Raw genomic sequence first — 18,466 nt, 5'->3', positions numbered from 1 at the left:
GGCCGCATCAACCGGGAACGGGGGATGCGGCCCTTGTTGTTTGCGGGGCCTGTGTTTCCGGACGAGCCCCTTTCCCCTCAGGGGAGAGGGGTTGGGGTGAGGGGCGAGGGCCGGCACAGTGCCTCCCCCCCCCACCCCCCTCATCCCCAGCCCTTCTCCCCCATGGGGGAGAAGGGAGCTTCCTTAGCTGAACCTGGGTGCTTTGACGTTAAAGAATCAGGAGTGTGTAGATGGCATCTGAACGATTGAATTTCCAGGGTACGGCGGATCTGTGTGATGAGCACGAGGATGGTGATATCCAGGTGTGTGAGCCGATCTTTCGGGATTTTGGCGGGGAGAAGGCCTTCTCCGGCGAGATCGTGACCTTGAAGTGCTTTGAGGACAACTCCAAGGTGCGGGAGATGCTGGGCACCGATGGTCGGGGCAAGGTGCTGGTGGTGGATGCCGGTGGCTCCATGCGCTGTGCCATGCTGGGCGATCAGCTGGCCATCCTGGCGGTGAAGAACGGCTGGGCCGGGGTGGTGATGTACGGCTGTATCCGGGATTCCCGGGCCTGTGGCGAGTTGTCCCTGGGGGTGAAGGCCATGGCCACCCATCCACTCAAGAGCAAGAAGATGGGGGTGGGTCGGGAGAATATCCCCGTGCGCTTTGCGGGCGTGGAATTCCGACCGGGGGATCTGCTGTTCGCGGATGAAGATGGTATTGTGGTGCGCCCTGGTTGAGTTGAGGCCTTGCCTGGTCTTGCATGCCGCGTCGTTTTCGCCACCACCTGGAGGATCGGGTGCTGATTCATGGCAACAAGACGGTGGTTCTCAGTTAGGTCGCTGGCTAGAACATCCCCATCAGGTCCCTCAGGTTCATGACCTGGCGGCCCTCTGCCTTGAGCACGCCGGCCTCCAGTTCCAGTGCCAGGGTGATCCGCTGATCTTCCCATTCGGTCACGAAGGGCATCATGCCCAGGATGGCCGACCATTCCCGCCATTGTGCCTTTACCCTCTTGTCCAGCTGTGCCTCATTGATATGGGGCCACTGGGCGCGGATGGAGCGTGCCATGAGCGCCTGAATCAGGGGTTCATCAAGGGTGAACCGGACATCGCCATAGAGCGTATCCCACTGGTGGAGGCCGCCTCCTGGATTGAATTCCGCATTCTCGTCAAGACCCAGGGTGGCATGACCTTCGATGGTGCCGTGGGCCTCCTGCGTGAGTGATAAGCGCTCCAGCTTGATCTCGCCGCCACGGCGAAGCAGGGAGGTCATGGCCTGCTCCAGTCGTTTCGCTTCGCTCAGGCTGAGATCATCCTCCAGGTTCAGGGTGTCACTCACGGCCATGAGATCCTGCAAGGCTTCAAAGCTCAGATCCGAGTTGAGTTGCAGGCGCGCCTGATCCAGGATCCGGTCGCCATTCAGGCTCATGTACCCCAGGGAGAGATCCATCCAGTCGCGGAGCCGATCGTCTTCGCGGTGGTTGTTCCAGTTCAGCGCCATGTCTCTCAGCACCAGCGTGCCACCTGGATCCTCTACGGAGAGCTGTTGCATGGAAAGCGCGGATGCGCCGATCATTGTCAGGCCCTGGTCCAGGGTGATGTCTTCCAGATGCAGATTCAGATCTTCCACCAGGGCATCCAGTGCGCTGTTTTCCTCCCGAAGCCACAGCCGTGGCAGCGAGGCATCAAGATCTGCAAGGCGGTCTTCGCTGGCCAGGCGGGCCTCAAGAGACCAGGGTTGCCAGGCGGTCTCGCCGGTGCCTTCGCCCCGGTCATCCAGAATGCGACCTTCGTAGCCCCGGCCAGCCAGGGCCAGGTGATGTCGCCCACGGGTGTCCACGTTCATGTGATAGCGAAGCCACTCATCGCCTTCAAAATCCGGCAGGAGGGACCGCCAGGTGTCGGAGACCATGAGACCACCCTCCACACGGGCGATGGTGCCCAGCAGGCCCATCAGGCCGCGTGTAGTGATCTGGGCAGTGCCAGAGGTCTCCAGTGTGGGGCTATCGGTTCCCTGCAGATCTGCCAGCATCTGCCAGGGGACGCTGTTTTCCTCAGGGATATAACGAATGCGGTACTGCAGATCGCCGCTGTCGCGATCATAGTCAGCCCAGCGCAGATGCACGCCGGGGACGTCCGGGGGCTGGTCCCGCCATCTCTGGAGTGTGCTCTCCACCTGATCTTCAGCCGCCCGGTGCACCTGATGGTTGGCGCCTACAACGATCACCGCCAACGCAAGCAGCAGGGCGAGGATGAGCAGGGCCTTGCGGCGGTGCCTGGGCGAGGGGGTGCTGGAGGAAGTCGCAGACATCAAACGCTCCTGATGGCTTTGGTCCAGGCCTGGCGGAGGGGGCGCCCCCCTGGATGCGGCAGGGACGATGCAGATGGATGAACAGCTGATAGGTGGTGGGCAGGGGCATGGCCCTCTCGGTATGCCATGCCCCGCCCGCCGGTTGGCGTGACCCCTGGGGTCACGCCAGGAGCATCAATGCTCTGCGGCCTTGTTGATGCCGATACCCGTCTGGGAGCGGATGTACTGGGCCTCGAACCGGCGACGGTCCTCGGCGGCCCGCTTGGAGCGGTCCAGCTTGGAGAAGATCCAGATGCCCAGGAAGGCAATGGTCACCGTGAACAGGGCAGGGTTGCTGTAAGGCACGATCGCCTCTTCATTGCCCAGTACCTGTACCCACACGTTGGGGCTCAGCACCACCATGATCACGGCAGAGATCAGACCCAGGGAGCCACCGATCACCGCACCGCGGGTGGTCATGTCATGCCAGTACATGGACAGGATCAGCACCGGGAAGGTGGTGGAAGCGGCGATGGTGAAGGCCAGCCCCACCAGGAAGGCGATGTTCTGATTCTGGAAGGCAATCCCCAGCAGCACGGCGATGATGCCCAGGATGATCGTGGCCACCCGGGAGACGCGCATCTCCTGCTGGTTGGTGGCGTTCTTGTTGATCACGTTGGCATACAGGTCGTTGGAGATGGCCGAGGCACCCGCCAGGGTGAGACCGGCCACCACCGCCAGGATGGTGGCGAAAGCCACCGCAGAGATGAAGCCCAGGAACAGGTCACCGCCCAGGGCATGGGCCAGATGGACTGCCGGCATGTTATCACCGCCGAACATGCGACCGGTCTCATCGAAATAAGCCGGATTGCCCATGACAAAGGCGATGGCGCCCATGCCAATGATGAAGGTCAGCACGTAGAAATAACCGATGAAGCCGGTGGCGAAGAAGACTGACTTGCGCGCCTCCTTGGCGCTGGGCACCGTGAAGAAACGCATCAGGATGTGCGGCAGACCCGCGGTACCGAACATCAGGGCGATACCGAGTGAGATGGCCGAGATGGGATCGCTGACCAGGCCGCCCACCGCAAAGATATCCTCACCCAAGGCATGACGGTCGGCAGCCGCCTGGAACAGGCCTTCCAGGCTGAAGCCATAGAAGTAAAGGGACATTCCGGCGATAAAAGTGGCGCCAGAGAGCAGCAGCACGGCCTTGATGATCTGCACCCAGGTGGTGGCCAGCATGCCGCCGAAGGTCACGTAGCCGATGATCAGGATGCCGACGATGATGACAGCGGCCTCAAAGCTCATGCCAAACAGGGTCTGAACCAGCGCGCCGGCTCCCACCATCTGGGCGATCAGATAAAGCAGGACGATGGTGATGCCCCCAAAGGCTGAAAACACCCGGATGGGCACCTGCTGGAAGCGGAAAGACACCACATCGGAGAAGGTGAACTTGCCCAGGTTTCTCAGCCGTTCGGACATGATGAACATGATCACCGGCCAGCCCACCAGGAAGCCGATGGAATAGATCAGTCCATCGAAGCCGGAGGTATACACCAGGGCGGTGATGCCCAGGAACGAGGCTGCCGACATATAGTCACCGGAGATGGCCAGACCATTCTGGAAGCCGGTGATGCCACCTCCCGCGGTGTAGAAATCCGAGGCTGTCTTGGTGCGGCGCGAGGCCCAGTAGGTGATACCCATGGTGCCGATCACGAAGACAATGAACATGATGCTGGAAGTCCAGCTGCTGCCCCCGACCGCTTCGGTGACTTCCGCCGTCTGGGCCATGGCTGTTCCGGAAGTGAGCAGCAGGGCTATGGAGATAAGGATCATGAGCGGTTTCATTCGGCGTGCTCCCTCACGGCGGCGGTAAGCCGGTCAAATTCGGTGTTGGCCTTGTACACGTAAATGCCCGTCAGCAGGAAGGCAAACAGAATGATGCCCACGCCCATGGGTACGCCCAAGGTGATGATGCTGTCACCAAAGGGCTGCATGGCCAGAACGTCGGGCAGGAAGGCTACCAGCAGGATAAAACTGTAATACACGATGAGCATGGCGAAGCTCAGGGTCCAAGCCAGGCGTGAGCGCTTTTTCACCAGCCTTTGGAAGTTTGGGTCCGCCTTGATGCGGTCGATGGTGCTTTGGTCCATAAATGCTCCCGCTTTATGCAGAGAAGAATGGATATACCCTTATCGTTTTTTATCCAGGTATAAATACAATGGTCAAACGGGCGGATAGTCTTACATCGTGGGATGTGTTGCAAGGCAGCAACAGGGGATTGCCGCTTTAACTGCGCGGGATCAAGCTTTTTATGGGGAGACGCGCCTTCGCCTGGGAAGGTTTTGATGGGTATTGCCCAAATGAAAGAGCCACCGGCGTAGCGGTGGCTCTTTCATGCAATATTGGCGGAGAGGGAGGGATTCGAACCCTCGATACGGGGTTACCGTATACACACTTTCCAGGCGTGCGCCTTCGACCGCTCGGCCACCTCTCCAAAGTGCGTCACCCTGGCCGGTATGTCCGGGCCTTGAGGGTGCCTGTTTCAGGGCTGCGGCAGACCGCGCCTGACAAGGTGCGCAAAGATACATCAAACCTCCGTGTTTGGCAAACGGGATTGTGCCATCCCATTCAGAGAGGGGCGATGCGAGGACGTCGGGGCGGATCGCTGGCGAGGGGGGCCGTTAAAGGGCGTCGCCATGGACAGGGGAGCGGGTCGGGCGATGCCGTAGCCTTGGGCAAAATCCACCCCCAGTTCGGCCAGGGTCGCCAGTACGGCGTCGTCTTCCACAAATTCGGCAATGGTGTACAGCCCCATGACCCGCCCGATGCGGGCAATGGCATCCACCATGGAACGATCGATGGGGTCCCGGGCGATATCCTTGACCAGACTGCCGTCAATCTTGAGGTAATCCACCGGCAGTTGCTTGAGATAGGTAAAAGAGGACAGACCGGTACCAAAGTCATCCAGTGCGAAACGGCATCCCCGCTGGCGGAGCTGATTCATGAACAGCCCGGCCCGGTTCAGGTTGGCAATGGCGGCGGTTTCGGTGATCTCGAAACAAATGCGCGATGCCGGGATCTGGTAGCGCTCCAGTTGCTGGATGACAAAGCCGGGAAGTTGTTCATCATTCAATGAGGCGCCGGAGAGGTTGATGGCGTAGACCGTGCCTTCGGAAGTGGACTCGTTGCGGGGATCTTCCTTCAGGATGTGAGCAAACTGGCTGAAGAAATGATGCACCACCCAGCGATCCACCGCCGGCATCAGCCCGAAGCGCTCGGCCGCGGGAATAAAGGCACCCGGCATGATCACCCGGCCATCCTCATCCAGCATGCGCAGCAGGATCTCCTGATGGGGAGGATGCTTTTGGCTGGCAACGGGAATGATGGGCTGCACATAAAGCCGGAAGCGCTGGTCGGCCAGGGCCTGGTTGATCCGGGAGACGGCCTCCATCTCCCCGTGTCGCTGGATGAGTTCTTGATCATTGGGATGGTAGACGTGGATGCGATCACGACCGCGTTCCTTGGCCGCAAAGCAGGCCATGTCGGCGGCGCTGAGTACCGCGTTCATGTCCTCGGCAGTGGACTCCAGCATGACCGCGCCGATGCTGATGCCCACCTCGAAGACCCGCCCCTGCCATACGAACCGGAATTGACGCACTGTCTGGCGCAGATGATCGGCAATCTCCAGGGCCTTGTCACGCGGGCAGTTCTCCAGCAGCACACCGAATTCGTCACCGCCCAGGCGGGCCAACATGTCGGAGTCACGGATCTTGGCCAGCAGAGTGAAGGCCAACTGCTTGAGCAATTCGTCTCCGGCCACATGCCCGCAGGTGTCGTTGACGACCTTGAACTGGTCCAGGTCCATGTAGAGCAGGGCGTGGTGGGCGTTGATTTCACGGGCCTGCTTGAGCGCCACCTGCAGGCGGCGTTCGAATTCAAACCGGTTGAACAGTCCGGTGAGGGGGTCATGGGTGGCCTGCCAGGAGAGCTTGCGGGCCAGCTGTCTGGGTTGAGTGACATCATGGAAGACCAGTACGGCTCCAATGGTGGTCCCCTGGCGGTCCCGAATCGGTGCCGCGGAGTCCTCGACGGCGCGGGTGCGACCATCCCGGGTGATCATCACCATGTGATTGGCCAGCCCGACGCTGCGACCCTCCCTCAGGCAGGCGTGCAGCGGTGTGCGAACCGTCGCACCGCTGGTTTCATTGATCAGCTGGAACATCTCGTCCGGGCGCTTGCCACAGGCTTCCATCAATGGCCAGCCGGTGAGCGCCTCGGCCGCCGGGTTGAGGTAGTCCACGCGTCCGTCGGCATCCGTGGTCATCACGGCATCACCGATGGAGTCCAGCGTGACCTGGGCCCGCTCCTTGGCATTGAATATGGCTTCCTCGGCCCGCTTACGCTCGGTGATGTCTTGCACGGTACCGATCACGGCGCGGATCTGCCCATCGGGCCGGCGGATCACCTGCGTCTGTTCATGAACGTGGCGCAGGTTCCCGTCAGCTGCCATGATGCGGTAGTCCAGTTCCCCGGCAATGCCTTCCTCCATGGCCTTGCGGTCGGACTGGCGAGCGGCTTCCAGGTCATCCGGATGGATGCGTGCCATGAAGCTTTCATAGTTGAAATGGCCTTCCGTGGGAGCAACGCCCAGCAGGCGGGAGATCTCGTCGCTCCAAAAGAATGACTGCTCGGGCAAATGCATCTCCCAGGTGCCGATGCGGGCCGTGCGCTGAGCCCGAAGCAGCCGTTGGTCACGCTCCCGCAGGGTCTGCTGGCTCTCGGCGATGCGGGTGACCATCTGATCGAACGTGCGCCCCAGATCCGCCAGTTCGTCACCTCCGGTCACGCCGCTGCGGGTATTCAGGTCACCTTCGGCAAACTGGCGCGTGGCCTGAGCCAGGCGCTCAACACGCTTGATCACCGTCCAGTGAAAGAAGAACAGCCCAAGGGTCGCGAGCAGGACCAGGAAGCCCATGAACTGCAGTACGAGTTCGCGCACGTTGTCGCGGGCTGCTGCCTTTGCTGGCATCAGGTCCAGTTGAATCAGTATCACCCCTCCCGAGGGGGGTTGCGTGTCGACGCCGGAAGCGGCGGATGCCAGGGTGATGGGGAAGAGGGCCAGGAGGGTATTGCGGGATTCACTAGTGAAAACTTTTCCGACACGGTCCGTGTCCCCGAGCCAGGTGGCAACCGATAGGTCGGTATAGTGGGCCGGATTCAGGCGATGCGGGGTTAGGGCGCCCCAGGGGGCCCCCACGTATTGAGCATCCAGCCCGGCCAGGATGTGTCCTTGCGCGTCCAGGATCACGGCCAGATTGATGTCGCGCCCCTCGCTCATGGATTGCAGTGTTTGTTGCAGGCGAGCGCGTTCACCCCATTCCACCATATCCTGAGCATGATCTCGCAAGCGCTGGGCCAGGGCCTCCAGGTGGCGCGACTCTGAGGTTTCCACATGATTGGCAGCGGCGTTGAGGCCGAATCGATAGGCCAGCAGGGTGCTCAGGACGATGAACACCAGCAGGATCAGGACCGTTAGATAGCGCAACGGGATGCGCGTCATGTGGGGGCTACTCCCTGGGTTGCCTGGTGGCCTCCCCGCGCCGCCCTTGAGGCCCGGGGAGGTCGCATCTCACGCGGATTGGAGGAAATCCATTTTGAGTGAATATTTACGCAAGAATCGTGCTGGATATGCCCTTATGACGCGGATTGGATGAAAGACGGTTTCACTCGGACCAGTCCATGATCCTGCACGGGCAGTGGGATACAACGAAAGGGTCCTGCTACCAGAGGGTGCCATTGCGCCAGTCCCTGATCACCAAGCCGATCAGGACAAAGATGCACAGCGTGGTGATGAGGGTCGCCACGGTGACGATGATGGAAAGAAATTCGACAGATGCCATGAGGTTCACCCCGGTTGATCAATGTGTTGGTGGGGCTTCTTTAAGCTGTTCCCAATCGAATTCCTGGGGCCTGATCCAGGTGGTCAGTAGCACGACCACCATGGAAACCGCCGCACCCACCAGTGCCCCCACGTAGAATCCGATCTGGAAATAAGCGATGATGCCGGCCGCGCTACCGGCCACCATCGCCAGCGTGGCACCCCAGCGGTTGGTTCGGCGCCAGTACAGGCCGGCGGCAATGGGCCAGATGGTGCTGGCCACGAACGCACCGGTAAAGTGCAGCAACTCTGCCAGGGTGGTGATGCGCGGCAGACACAACAGCCAGGTGACGACTCCCAAGAGCAGGATGGTCACCTTGGTGGCATCGCGCAGATGATCGGCCGTGGCCTGAGGACGCAGGTGGCGGTAATAGATGTCCCGTACCACCAGCATGGCAGTGGCCGCCAGCAGGGAGTCCAGGCTGGAAGCCAGGGCGGCGAACACCATGATCAGCACGATGACGGCCCCTGCCAGGCCCAGCAGCTCGGCGGAAATGATGGGCCCCACCATATCGGCTGCCGGGATGTTCGTCCCCAGGGCCGGACCGGCCAGGGCAATGAAGCCGGCGACAATGGGAATGGGGGCCCAGAACAGGCCGGCCAACAGGTAGGCCCATAAACCCACGCCCTCGCGGAATGAATAGGCGCGCGTCCACCAGACATTGGAATGGAAGATTTCCCCCATGCCGAACAGCAGGTTATTGAACAGGAACATGATGGCCGCCGGCATCATGAGGCTGAGCAGTTCGGGGCGTTCCCGCTCAAGGCTGAAGTGAATCTCATCAAAGCCGATGCGGCCAATGACCATCCACGCCAGGATGACCAGGCCAATGAGGATCAGGATGGACTGAATGAAGTCGGTGCCGATGACTGCCCGGAAACCACCAATGAGGGTATAGGACACGCAGGCGGCCAGGATGACACTCATTCCCTGCCAATAGGGAATCCCGGAGAGGGCATGGGTCAGCACGCCGCCCGCCATACCCAGGCTGACCAGCCAGCCGAAGCTGTAGAAGATGGAAATGCCGAGAAAGACCCGCCAGGCCAGGTTGCCATAACGCAGGCGCACGAAGTCGCCGCTGGTGTAGCCATGGGGCATGAGGGTGCGGATGCGCTTGGCCAGGGGCGCAAACAGGATCAGCCCGACCGCACCCAGGGAATAGCCCACCATGCCCCAGATACCCATTTGGTAGGCCAGCTGGGGCGCCATCATGGTGGTGTTGCTGGTCACCCAGGTGGCCATGGCGGTGGCGGTTCCCACAGCCAGTCCCACCTTGCGACCGGCCAGGACGAACTGATCCAGCTCCTTATCCTTACGGCCAAAAAACCAGCCCAGCCCCACATACAGTGCGGTGAACAGGGCAATCAGCAGCCAGGCGATTCCTGGCTCCAGGATGGCGGTTTCCTGGATGCTCATAGGCGCTCCTCATGCCGGGCCCGCCAGCGGGCGGCCCCTGAATGTGATCGGGTCGGGGTCACGAGTCCTCGGGGAGGATCCGGTTGGCCCGGGTGCCGAAGGCGATGATGCCGGCGGTGGCCACGAAGACCAGGCCTCCCAGGGTGAAGATCCCAAAGGCCTGAGCGATGGAATGGTGCTTGACCTCCACGCGTTGCGCGTCACTCCATTCGGTCTGACTCCCATCCTCCATCCGGGCCCGCACTCGGTAATGGAAGGTCCCGTTGCTGCGGCCACTGATCACCGTGGCCCCATCGGCTCCCTCATAGAAGATCCGGGCGTCGGAGAAATCATCGGCCGTGGCCTCCTCCAGGCGGAAACGATCCACCTCCCCCTCATCCAGAGACCAGCGCAGCTGATAATAGCCCGCTCGCGCCAGATCCGAAGTGCTCTCCAGGTCGGGTTTGGGGGCGCTGGCCAGGAGGGGAGGGAGAAGCAGGGTCAGCACACCACAGAGGGCCGCCAGGAGGACGGGCGTGGCAGGACCGAAATGTTGAGGGGATCGGGGCAAGTCACGCTCCTTGGGCCACCGGGTGACCGTCACGCCATGGCAGGGCCGTTGCACGCATGCCCTGAACAGGCCTGCCTGAAGTCGATTGGGACGATGTCTTGTTTTTTTACCCTAGTCGTGAGCTGAGCCGGGGTCAAGCGCGTCGGGCGGACGAAATGCCTCGGTCGGTGGTGCCACTGCCTTTGCCCAGGCGGCTGCGGTGGCGTACATTATGCGCCCGTTCACCACCCGGGTTTTTTCATGCATTGGGCCTCCGTGCTGCGCGTCGTCGGGCTGTTACTGATGCTTTTCAGCGGTACCATGCTGCCTCCCGCCATCGTCTCGCTGATCTATGACGACGGCGGTCTTTTGCCGTTTATCGTGTCTTTCGGTGTGTTGCTGGCCCTGGGGCTGTTGCTCTGGCTGCCGGTGTGTCGGTCCCGTCAGGACCTGCGTACCCGGGATGGTTTTCTCATTGTGGTGCTGTTCTGGACGGTGCTGGGCCTTTCCGGCGCCTTGCCGCTCACACTGTCCCAGGCCCCGTCGGTGTCATTCACCGATGCGGCCTTTGAGAGTATGTCCGGGCTCACGACCACCGGCGCCACGGTTTTGGTGGGCATTGATGACCTGCCGGAATCCATCCGTTTTTATCGACAGCAACTGCAGTGGTTGGGTGGGATGGGCATCATCGTTCTGGCGGTCGCCATCCTGCCCATGATCGGGGTGGGGGGCATGCAGCTCTACCGAGCCGAGACCCCGGGACCGGTCAAGGACACCAAGCTCACCCCCCGCATCGCTGAAACGGCCAAGGCCCTCTGGTACATCTATCTGACGCTCACGGTGGCTTGTGCTTCGGCCTACTGGTTGGCGGGGATGAACGCTTTCGACGCCATCGGCCATAGCTTTTCCACCGTGGCCATCGGTGGTTTTTCCACCTATGACGCCAGCATCGGGCACTTTGACAGCCCGGTGATCTCCATGATTTGCGTGGTCTTCATGCTCATTGCCGGCATCAACTTTGCCATGCATTTCATGGCCTGGCGTACTCGATCGTTGACCCACTACCTCAAGGAGCCTGAAGTGCGTTGGTTTCTGGGTATCATGGGCATATTGATGGTTGTCGTGGTGGTTACCCTGGTCATCCAGCAACATTTCAACCACTGGGGAGATGCCCTGCATCATGGCATCTTTCAGGCAGTCTCCATCGGCACGACGGCTGGGTTCGCCACCAGTGACTTCGCCAATTGGCCAATCTTCCTGCCGGTGCTTCTCGTCATGGCCGCGTTCATTGGTGGCTGCGCCATGTCCACTGGCGGTGGCATCAAGGTGATCCGCTTCATGTTGCTGATCAAGCAGGGCTACCGGGAGGTGATTCGTCTGGTGCATCCCCAGGCCCTGGTCCCCATCAAGGTGGGGGGTAAGCCGGTGCCGGATCGGGTGATCGATGCGGTGTGGGGCTTTTTCGCTACCTACATTGCCCTGTTTGCCCTGATGATGCTCACTTTGATGGCGACTGGCCTGGATCAGGTGACGGCCTTTTCGGCAGTGGCGGCCACCATCACCAATCTGGGCCCGGGTCTGGGTGCGGTGGCGGAGAATTTTGCAGCCATCAGTGATCTGGCTAAATGGGTGCTGATGTTTGCCATGCTGCTGGGTCGCCTGGAAGTCTTTACCCTGCTGGTCCTGCTGACGCCGGCTTTCTGGCGCCACTGAGCCGGGGTCGGGCGCTTTGAGCCGATCCCTTTGACCGACCCTGGTGGTCTGTCAAATGCGTAGGGTTGCTTTACTATAGGGGCGTGTCACCCTGCGGGGATAGGTGTTCGATGCAGAAGGGCAGAGGCTTCCTGGAGCGATGTGGCCTGGCGCTGATGGTGTTGGGCGTCGGGGTGTCTGCGGGCGCGCAGGATCTGCGCGAATACTGGCCGATGGAGGTCTTTCTGGAACGGCATGCCGAGCAGCGTCCGTTGATGGAGGCCTTTGATCGCCGGGTGACTGGGCCTGGCATCCCGATACCCGCCGAACAGAGGCCGGACGCCCCGGTGAGGGTGTCCGTGATCTATCCGGGACTGGAGATTTCCGATTATTGGAGGCGTAACCTGGCAGCCTTCGAGAGGCGAGCCCGCGAACTGGATCTGCCTCTGGATCTGCAGGTGTTTTTCAGCGGCTCCACGCGGGATCAGGCTGCCCTGCAGGCGGAGCAGTTGCGTGCAGCACTGGCCGAGAGCCCGGACTTCCTGGTCTATACCCTGGATACCCCCACGCACACGGCCTTGATTGACCGATTGCTGGCGCGAACCCCCGGTGTCGACGGACCCCACATCATTCTGCAGAACATCACCACACCCGTGCGTGCCTGGAATGGTCTTCAGCCGCTTTTGTATGTGGGATTCGATCATCTTCAAGGCTCGCGCCTTTTGCTGGAACATATTCGTGCCCAGGCTGAGGAAGGGGATGAGATTGTGGTGCTCTATGGCACGGATGGCTATGTCAGCCGTGCTCGAGGGGATCTTCTGACCCGATCCCTCATGGAAGTGCCTACACCACGACTACGGGACACCTACCTGACCGATCAGGATGTGGATATTGCGGAGAAGGCGACGCTGGATGCCCTGGCACGCTACCCTGATTTGAGCTTTATTTATGCCTGCACCACGGATACGGCCCTCACCTCGATACGCACTCTTGCCGCCGAGGGGCGGACCGACGTGGAAGTGACCGGCTGGGGCGGCGGTAGCGCGGAGTTGCGTGCCATCCAGGAAGGCGCCCTGTCGGCAACGGTTATGCGTTTGAACGATGACGCGGGCGTGGCCATGGCCGAGGCCGTGTCACTCCAGGTGCGTGGCCTGGGGCACGACGTACCACAGATTTACTCAGGAGGGATGCAACTGGTCACGCGTGATACCCCGCCCGAGGCACTGGAACAGTTGATGCAGCGGGCCTTCCGTTACTCTGGCGTGCCCGATTGGACGAGTCACTAGGGCTTACGGAGATGATGTTCGCTGCGCTCAGAACCCAGCTCTGTCGCCCCACCCTGACCCGGACCATCGTCCTGGCTGTGGGGCTGGCCATGATCCTGATTGCCGGCCTGGCGGTGATGCTGACCATTCAGGGGGCTCATCAGGCCAACCTTCATGAGGTGGCATCGGAGTTTTGATGGCAGTGCCGCCATTGCCTCCCTGATCCTGGATAAGGAGATCGAATCCGCTGAGCGGGCGACCAGCGAGCTTTTGAGGTTTCCAGCCTTGCGCCAGGCGGTGCATGCTGATGATCCTGAAACGGCCATGCATCTACTCACCGTTCACGACCGCCTCCAGGGGCGCAGCCTGTTTGATGCTCTGGTGATCGCCCGAGAGGATAAGGTCCCCTGGGTCGCGAGTGGTTTTGCCCTGCGGGATCGTGGTCCATTGCTGCGATGGCTTGCACAGCAAGCGGATACAACCATGGCCAGCCCCAGCGGTCTCGTTGTGGTCAAGACGGGGGAGGGCGAGTCGATCATGGCGCTGGTCACTCAGGGGAGTTTTCGGGATCCGGAGTCGGGCCGGGCAGTGGGACAGTTGCTGGGGTTAGTGGCCCTCTCGGACCGGATTTCCGTGTTCACGGAGATGCGGGCCCGGGCCAATCTGACCGGCGTGGGGCTGGTTCTGGATGGGCAACTGTTTCCCGGTCCATCGGAGGCGGCCTTGCAAATTGCCCGTCTGGAAGAGATTCCCATCGGTGATCCCGAACAGATTGTGATGCTGGATACATGCCGCGTGGCCTGGCGGCATCTCAAGCCGGATCAAATAGCGGAGGATATCGGTATTGTCATGAGTACCACGGGTGCCGGCCAGGATGCGTCCATCCTGATTCGCACCGTGTCCATGCTCGCTGCGCTCATTCTGTTGGTGATGGGCGGATTGCTGGTGTTTCTCACCCGATCCATTGCCATTCCCATGCGGGATCTCTCCATCCAGACCCGGCAATCTCCCGCGGGTCCATTCAGTCCTCTGGCCGTTCCCCGCCTGCATCGTTACGATGAACTGGGACAGGTGGTCGGCGCTTTCAATGACCTCATTGAGCGCATCGGCAAGCATCAGATGGAACTGGACAGGATCGCCCATTATGATCCGCTGACCGGGGTGCCCAACCGGCGTCTCCTGGCCGACCGGATGGAGCAGGCCATCGCGCGCAGTCGGCGCGATGGGGGTCCCCTGGCGATCTGCTACCTGGACCTGGACGGTTTCAAGCCCATCAACGATCGTCATGGTCACGCCATGGGGGATCAGCTGCTGTTGGCGATCACGGCACGCCTGCGCAAGCTGCTGCGAGTCGACGATACCCTGGCACGCCTGGGTGGAGATGAGTTCGTCATTCTTTTCAATAACCTGCATACCATGGCAGAAGCAGATCAGGCCCTCTCCCGATTACTGGAGGCGGTGGCGGAGCCGGTCATGATCGAAGGTGGGCAACTGGAGATTTCCGCCAGCGTGGGCGTGACGTTTTATCCCCAGGATGAGGCCGACCCGGATACGCTTTTACGGCATGCGGATCAGGCCATGTACCAGGCGAAGGCATCGGGCAGGAATTGTTACCATTTCTTCCAATCCAGCTAGCTCCGAGGGCTTGCAGGTGTCAGAATGCTGCAACGCAGCAAGAGGCAATCCACACATGAACGAACCCGATGACAGGCGGAACAAGCGCGTCAGGGAGCGGGCGGCACAGGCCCTGAAGACAGGCGATTTCGACCTGGCGGAGCGCATGCTCGTTTCAGGCGAGGTGGACCTGGCTCGGCTCACCGAGACCCTGCGTACCTATCAGGTGGAGTTGGAAACCCAGAACGCTGAACTGCGCGAGAGTCAGCTGACTTCATGGAAGCTTCAGGGCTGCTACTCCGCCCTGTTTCACGGCCTGCCCCTGGCCGCACTGGTGGTGGATCCTACCGGCATTATCCTGGATGCCAACCAACGGGCTGTGGACCAGTTCGGCCTGTCCACCCAACAGATGCGTGGACAATTGCTACGGCGTCTGTTCCATGTGCGGGGGCTTGATCAAGTGAATCGCACCCTCCAGGAGGCGGGACGCGAGGGCGAGGCCGTGCTCCGGGACATAGAACTCAGGCATCAGGAGGGACGCGTCTTTCCGGGGGATCTGCATGTGCATCGGCTCCCCGGACGCGAAGGTCGGGAGTCGGATTTTGCCTGCGTGTTAGTGGATCTGAGCGTTCACAAGGATGCTGAGGCCCGTCTGGAGGCCGCCCTGCAGGCGCTCGGCGCCAGTGAGCGGCGCTACCGTATCGCCGCCGACTATTCGCCGGATTGGGATTACTGGTATGGCGCCGATGGGACCCTCAAGTACGTCTCCCCCGGCTGCGAGACCGTGAGTGGCTACACCCGGCAGGACTTCCTCAAGAATCGGGATCTGCTCAAGCGGATCATGCCCCCCGAGGACGCTGCTCGCTGGCAGGCCCATATGGATGAAATCGCCGCGGATGGTGACTCGCTGCCACGCCACCAGATGGAGTTTCGCATCCATCATCGCAATGGTGAGGAACGCTGGATCGAGCATGAATGCCTGCCGGTGGTGGGCGAGGGGGGCGAATACCTGGGGCGTCGGGCGGTCAATCGGGACATTACCCGGCGTAAGCGCGCCGAACAGGCACTGCGCGACCGCGAACAACAGGATCTACTTTTTACCCAGTCCATCATTGATTCTCTCCGGTCCAGTATCTGTGTGCTGGATTGTCGCGGCGAGATCATTACGGTCAACCGCGCCTGGCGAGATTTTGCCCGGCGAAACGGGGGGGATGACGACCATGTGGCGGAAGGCGTGAACTACCTGGCGATCTGTGATCGGGCCATTGCCGAGGGGGAGGAGGGCGTTCGGCCGATCGTTGAGGGTATCCGTGGAGTGCTCTCGGGCAGCCAGGATGCCTACGAGGCGGACTATCAGATGGGGGATGACTACTACATCCTGCGGGTCTCTTCGCTGCAGCATGAGACAGAGCATCCCAGACATGTGGTGGTAAGCCACGTGGATGTCTCGGGGATCAAGCGTGCCGAGACTGCCATGCGCCAGGCCAAGGACGAAGCCGAGCACGCCAATCGGGCCAAATCGGAATTTCTATCCGCCATGAGCCACGAGTTACGTACCCCCATGAATGCCATCCTGGGCTTCTCGCAACTATTGGAAGCCGATCCCACCCTGAGCGAGGAGCAGAAGGAAAATCTGGAGGAGATCCTCAAGGGAGGACGGCATCTGTTGGCCCTCATCAATCAGGTGCTGGATCTGGCCAAGGTGGAATCGGGGCGCATGGATTTATCCCCCGAGAACCTCGGGCTGGAAGAGGTGGTGGACGAATGCGTGCACCTGGTGATGCCTCTGGCGGATCAGCGGGGCATCGTTGTGGACATGGGAGAGGCCGCGGGCCGTCGGGTGAGGGCGGATCGGGTGCGACTCAAGCAGGTGCTCATCAATCTGTTATCCAATGCGGTGAAATACAATCGGGATGGCGGTCGTGTGCAGCTGGGCTATCAACTGAACGAGGCCGACGCCACGTTGCGCATCAGTGTTGAAGATACCGGTCCTGGAATCAGCGAGGCCCGCCAGGCCCAGTTATTCGAACCCTTCAACCGGCTGGGGGCGGATGCCACCGGGATGGAGGGGACCGGCATCGGACTGTCGTTGTCCCGCAGCATGGTCCAGGCCATGGGGGGACAGATCGGCGTGACCAGCACTCCGGATGAGGGCAGCACTTTCTGGATCGAGCTGCCCGTGGCCGACGATGACATCCTGGAAATCTCGTCGGCCCACCCCCTGTTGAGCGCCCCTGATCCGAAGAGTGGGGCAACGGATCAGGTGAGCCGTACCGTGCTCTACGTGGATGACAATCCCTCCAACCTCCACCTGGTGGAGCAGATCCTCAAACGGCGTCGTCGGAGCATCCGGATCATCAGCGCCCACACCTCGGGAACAGGGCTGGAACTGGCCCGCGCACAAAAACCGGATTTGATCCTCGTGGATATCAATATGCCTCATATGGATGGTTTTGAAGTGCTCAACTGCCTGAAACAGCATCCCGAGACATCCGGCATTCCGGTGCTGGCGCTGACGGCCTATGCCTCGGAGCGGGACTCAGCCAAGCTCAGCAAAGCGGGCTTTCAGGGGCATCTCACCAAACCGCTGGACATGGAAGGGTTTCTGGTGGAGATGGACACATGGCTTGAGTAACCTTCGCCGTGCCCGACTCCGAGCCCCTCTCTACTCCGGGGCGAACCGGGCGATGACCTCCGGATGGCCTGCATTCGGGATGGGCAGACGGGTCAGGTTGGCCTCCATGAATAGATAGGTCCGGTTCACGTTCATCCGGTGCCAGTCATCGTAATGACGCAGATGCCGAAACGCCGGCAGATCGGCCAGACGCGCCACCACCTCCTCCAGCGTTTCCCAGTTCTCCAGGCCTTTCCCCACCTCGCGCACCAGTGTGTCCAGATAATCGCCGGTGTCCCGCTGGGCCGTGGCCAGATCGGTCGCCTCACCATGACCTGGCACAATCACCTCTGGCGCCCATGAGACCATGGTCTCAAAGGCCGCGAGTTGCTCCACCGGATGACTCCAGGGGTGAATGCCCAGCATGCGCTCGGTGTAGACCACATCCCCTGTGAAGACCACACCGTGATCAGGTAGATGCAGGAGGATATCCCCGGGAAAATGGGCATCCCCGGCATGGATCATCTCAAAGCGTACACCGCCCAGTTCAAAGTCATGGCGATCGGCGGCGATGGGCTCGGGTGCGGGCCGCGGCCTGGTGCCTTCCATGACCGCCTCCCCCAAGGTGTCCGTGAGTTGCTCCAAGTGCTGCCGGGCAAAATCCGCCTGGGTGGCAGCGGTGCGCTCAAGGGCCAGGAGCCTGGCGCCCTGAGAGAAGAAGTAATCGTTGCCCAGCCAGCGGTGATCCTGGCTACCCAGGTTGATCACGTGGGTGATGGGTTGGCCGGTGACCTCAGCCACGGCCTGCTCGATACGCCGGGCCACGTGGCGACTGGGACCGCTGTCGATGAGCACCACACCTTCGTCCGTGATCACGAAACCCACGTTATTGTTCATGCCCAGGTTGGTTTGGGTGCGGTTTTCCAGGGAGCCGTAAAAGTAATGAATTCGATCCGTGATGGCCCGAGGCTCAAGGATGCGCTCGATGGGGCGATCCTCGTCGGCCAGGACCATAGACAGGGATGAAAGCATCACTCCAAACAGGACCACGAGGACTGCACGGGTGCCGGAAATCATGGTTTTGTCTCCGTGAGGTCAGCTGCAAGGGAGTATTTTC

The 18,466-nt window shown here is 61.1% G+C and carries 12 protein-coding genes, 1 tRNA gene and 1 pseudogene; 6 read left to right on the top strand and 8 right to left on the bottom strand.

Annotated elements, in window-relative coordinates:
* Window positions 1-230 precede the first annotated feature (230 nt).
* Window positions 231-722, top strand: coding sequence for a ribonuclease E activity regulator RraA (rraA, locus tag BMY52_RS08305; protein ID WP_090253303.1), 492 nt, complete (start codon window positions 231-233; stop codon window positions 720-722).
* Between the two features lie 106 nt (window positions 723-828).
* Here rraA and BMY52_RS08300 read toward each other — a convergent pair whose 3' ends face one another.
* The 7 genes from BMY52_RS08300 to BMY52_RS08270 all read right to left on the bottom strand — a co-directional run bounded on the left by BMY52_RS08300 (window position 829) and on the right by BMY52_RS08270 (window position 10,185).
* Window positions 829-2,295, bottom strand: coding sequence for a DUF945 family protein (locus tag BMY52_RS08300; protein ID WP_090253301.1), 1,467 nt, complete (start codon window positions 2,293-2,295; stop codon window positions 829-831).
* A gap of 174 nt (window positions 2,296-2,469) precedes the next feature.
* Complete coding sequence (locus BMY52_RS08295; RefSeq protein WP_090253298.1) at window positions 2,470-4,125, bottom strand: cation acetate symporter; 1,656 nt, start codon at window positions 4,123-4,125, stop codon at window positions 2,470-2,472.
* Window positions 4,122-4,430, bottom strand: coding sequence for a DUF485 domain-containing protein (locus BMY52_RS08290; RefSeq protein ID WP_090253296.1), 309 nt, complete (start codon window positions 4,428-4,430; stop codon window positions 4,122-4,124). The genes BMY52_RS08295 and BMY52_RS08290 overlap by 4 nt, the downstream gene beginning before the upstream one ends.
* Window positions 4,431-4,683: 253 nt before the next feature.
* A tRNA-Ser gene (locus tag BMY52_RS08285) sits at window positions 4,684-4,774 on the bottom strand.
* 93 nt (window positions 4,775-4,867) lie between these two features.
* Window positions 4,868-7,840, bottom strand: a complete 2,973-nt coding sequence (locus BMY52_RS08280) for an EAL domain-containing protein (protein ID WP_245740711.1) — start codon at window positions 7,838-7,840, stop codon at window positions 4,868-4,870.
* A 358-nt stretch (window positions 7,841-8,198) separates the two neighbouring features.
* The gene (locus BMY52_RS08275) at window positions 8,199-9,635 is read right to left on the bottom strand and encodes a sodium:solute symporter family protein (RefSeq protein ID WP_090253293.1); all 1,437 of its coding nucleotides are present in this window, start codon (window positions 9,633-9,635) and stop codon (window positions 8,199-8,201) included.
* A 58-nt stretch (window positions 9,636-9,693) separates the two neighbouring features.
* Window positions 9,694-10,185, bottom strand: a complete 492-nt coding sequence (locus tag BMY52_RS08270; RefSeq protein WP_245740710.1) for an SH2 domain-containing protein — start codon at window positions 10,183-10,185, stop codon at window positions 9,694-9,696.
* Window positions 10,186-10,425: 240 nt separating this feature from the next.
* Here BMY52_RS08270 and BMY52_RS08265 point away from each other — a divergent pair, with 240 nt between their 5' ends.
* The 5 genes from BMY52_RS08265 (at window position 10,426) to BMY52_RS08250 (ending at window position 17,370) form a co-directional block, all read left to right on the top strand.
* Window positions 10,426-11,877, top strand: coding sequence for a TrkH family potassium uptake protein (locus BMY52_RS08265; RefSeq protein WP_090253291.1), 1,452 nt, complete (start codon window positions 10,426-10,428; stop codon window positions 11,875-11,877).
* A 110-nt stretch (window positions 11,878-11,987) separates the two neighbouring features.
* Window positions 11,988-13,142, top strand: a complete 1,155-nt coding sequence (locus BMY52_RS08260; RefSeq protein WP_090253290.1) for a substrate-binding domain-containing protein — start codon at window positions 11,988-11,990, stop codon at window positions 13,140-13,142.
* A gap of 11 nt (window positions 13,143-13,153) precedes the next feature.
* Window positions 13,154-13,318 (top strand): hypothetical protein, encoded by a 165-nt coding sequence (locus tag BMY52_RS15400; RefSeq protein WP_177169904.1) that lies wholly within the window; start codon window positions 13,154-13,156, stop codon window positions 13,316-13,318.
* Window positions 13,296-14,756 (top strand): GGDEF domain-containing protein, encoded by a 1,461-nt coding sequence (locus tag BMY52_RS08255; RefSeq protein ID WP_090253288.1) that lies wholly within the window; start codon window positions 13,296-13,298, stop codon window positions 14,754-14,756. Before BMY52_RS15400 ends, BMY52_RS08255 begins: the two co-directional genes overlap by 23 nt.
* 55 nt (window positions 14,757-14,811) lie before the next feature.
* Window positions 14,812-17,370, top strand: a complete 2,559-nt coding sequence (locus BMY52_RS08250; protein ID WP_177169903.1) for a hybrid sensor histidine kinase/response regulator — start codon at window positions 14,812-14,814, stop codon at window positions 17,368-17,370.
* Between the two features lie 93 nt (window positions 17,371-17,463).
* Here BMY52_RS08250 and BMY52_RS08245 read toward each other — a convergent pair.
* Window positions 17,464-18,426, bottom strand: a pseudogene (locus BMY52_RS08245) (MBL fold metallo-hydrolase); the annotation flags it as partial.
* Window positions 18,427-18,466 lie beyond the last annotated feature (40 nt).

Origin of the sequence: Ectothiorhodospira marina, from assembly GCF_900109495.1 — a bacterium.
Taxonomy (GTDB): Bacteria; Pseudomonadota; Gammaproteobacteria; order Ectothiorhodospirales; family Ectothiorhodospiraceae; genus Ectothiorhodospira; species Ectothiorhodospira marina.
This window is presented reverse-complemented; position numbering and strand designations above follow the sequence as displayed.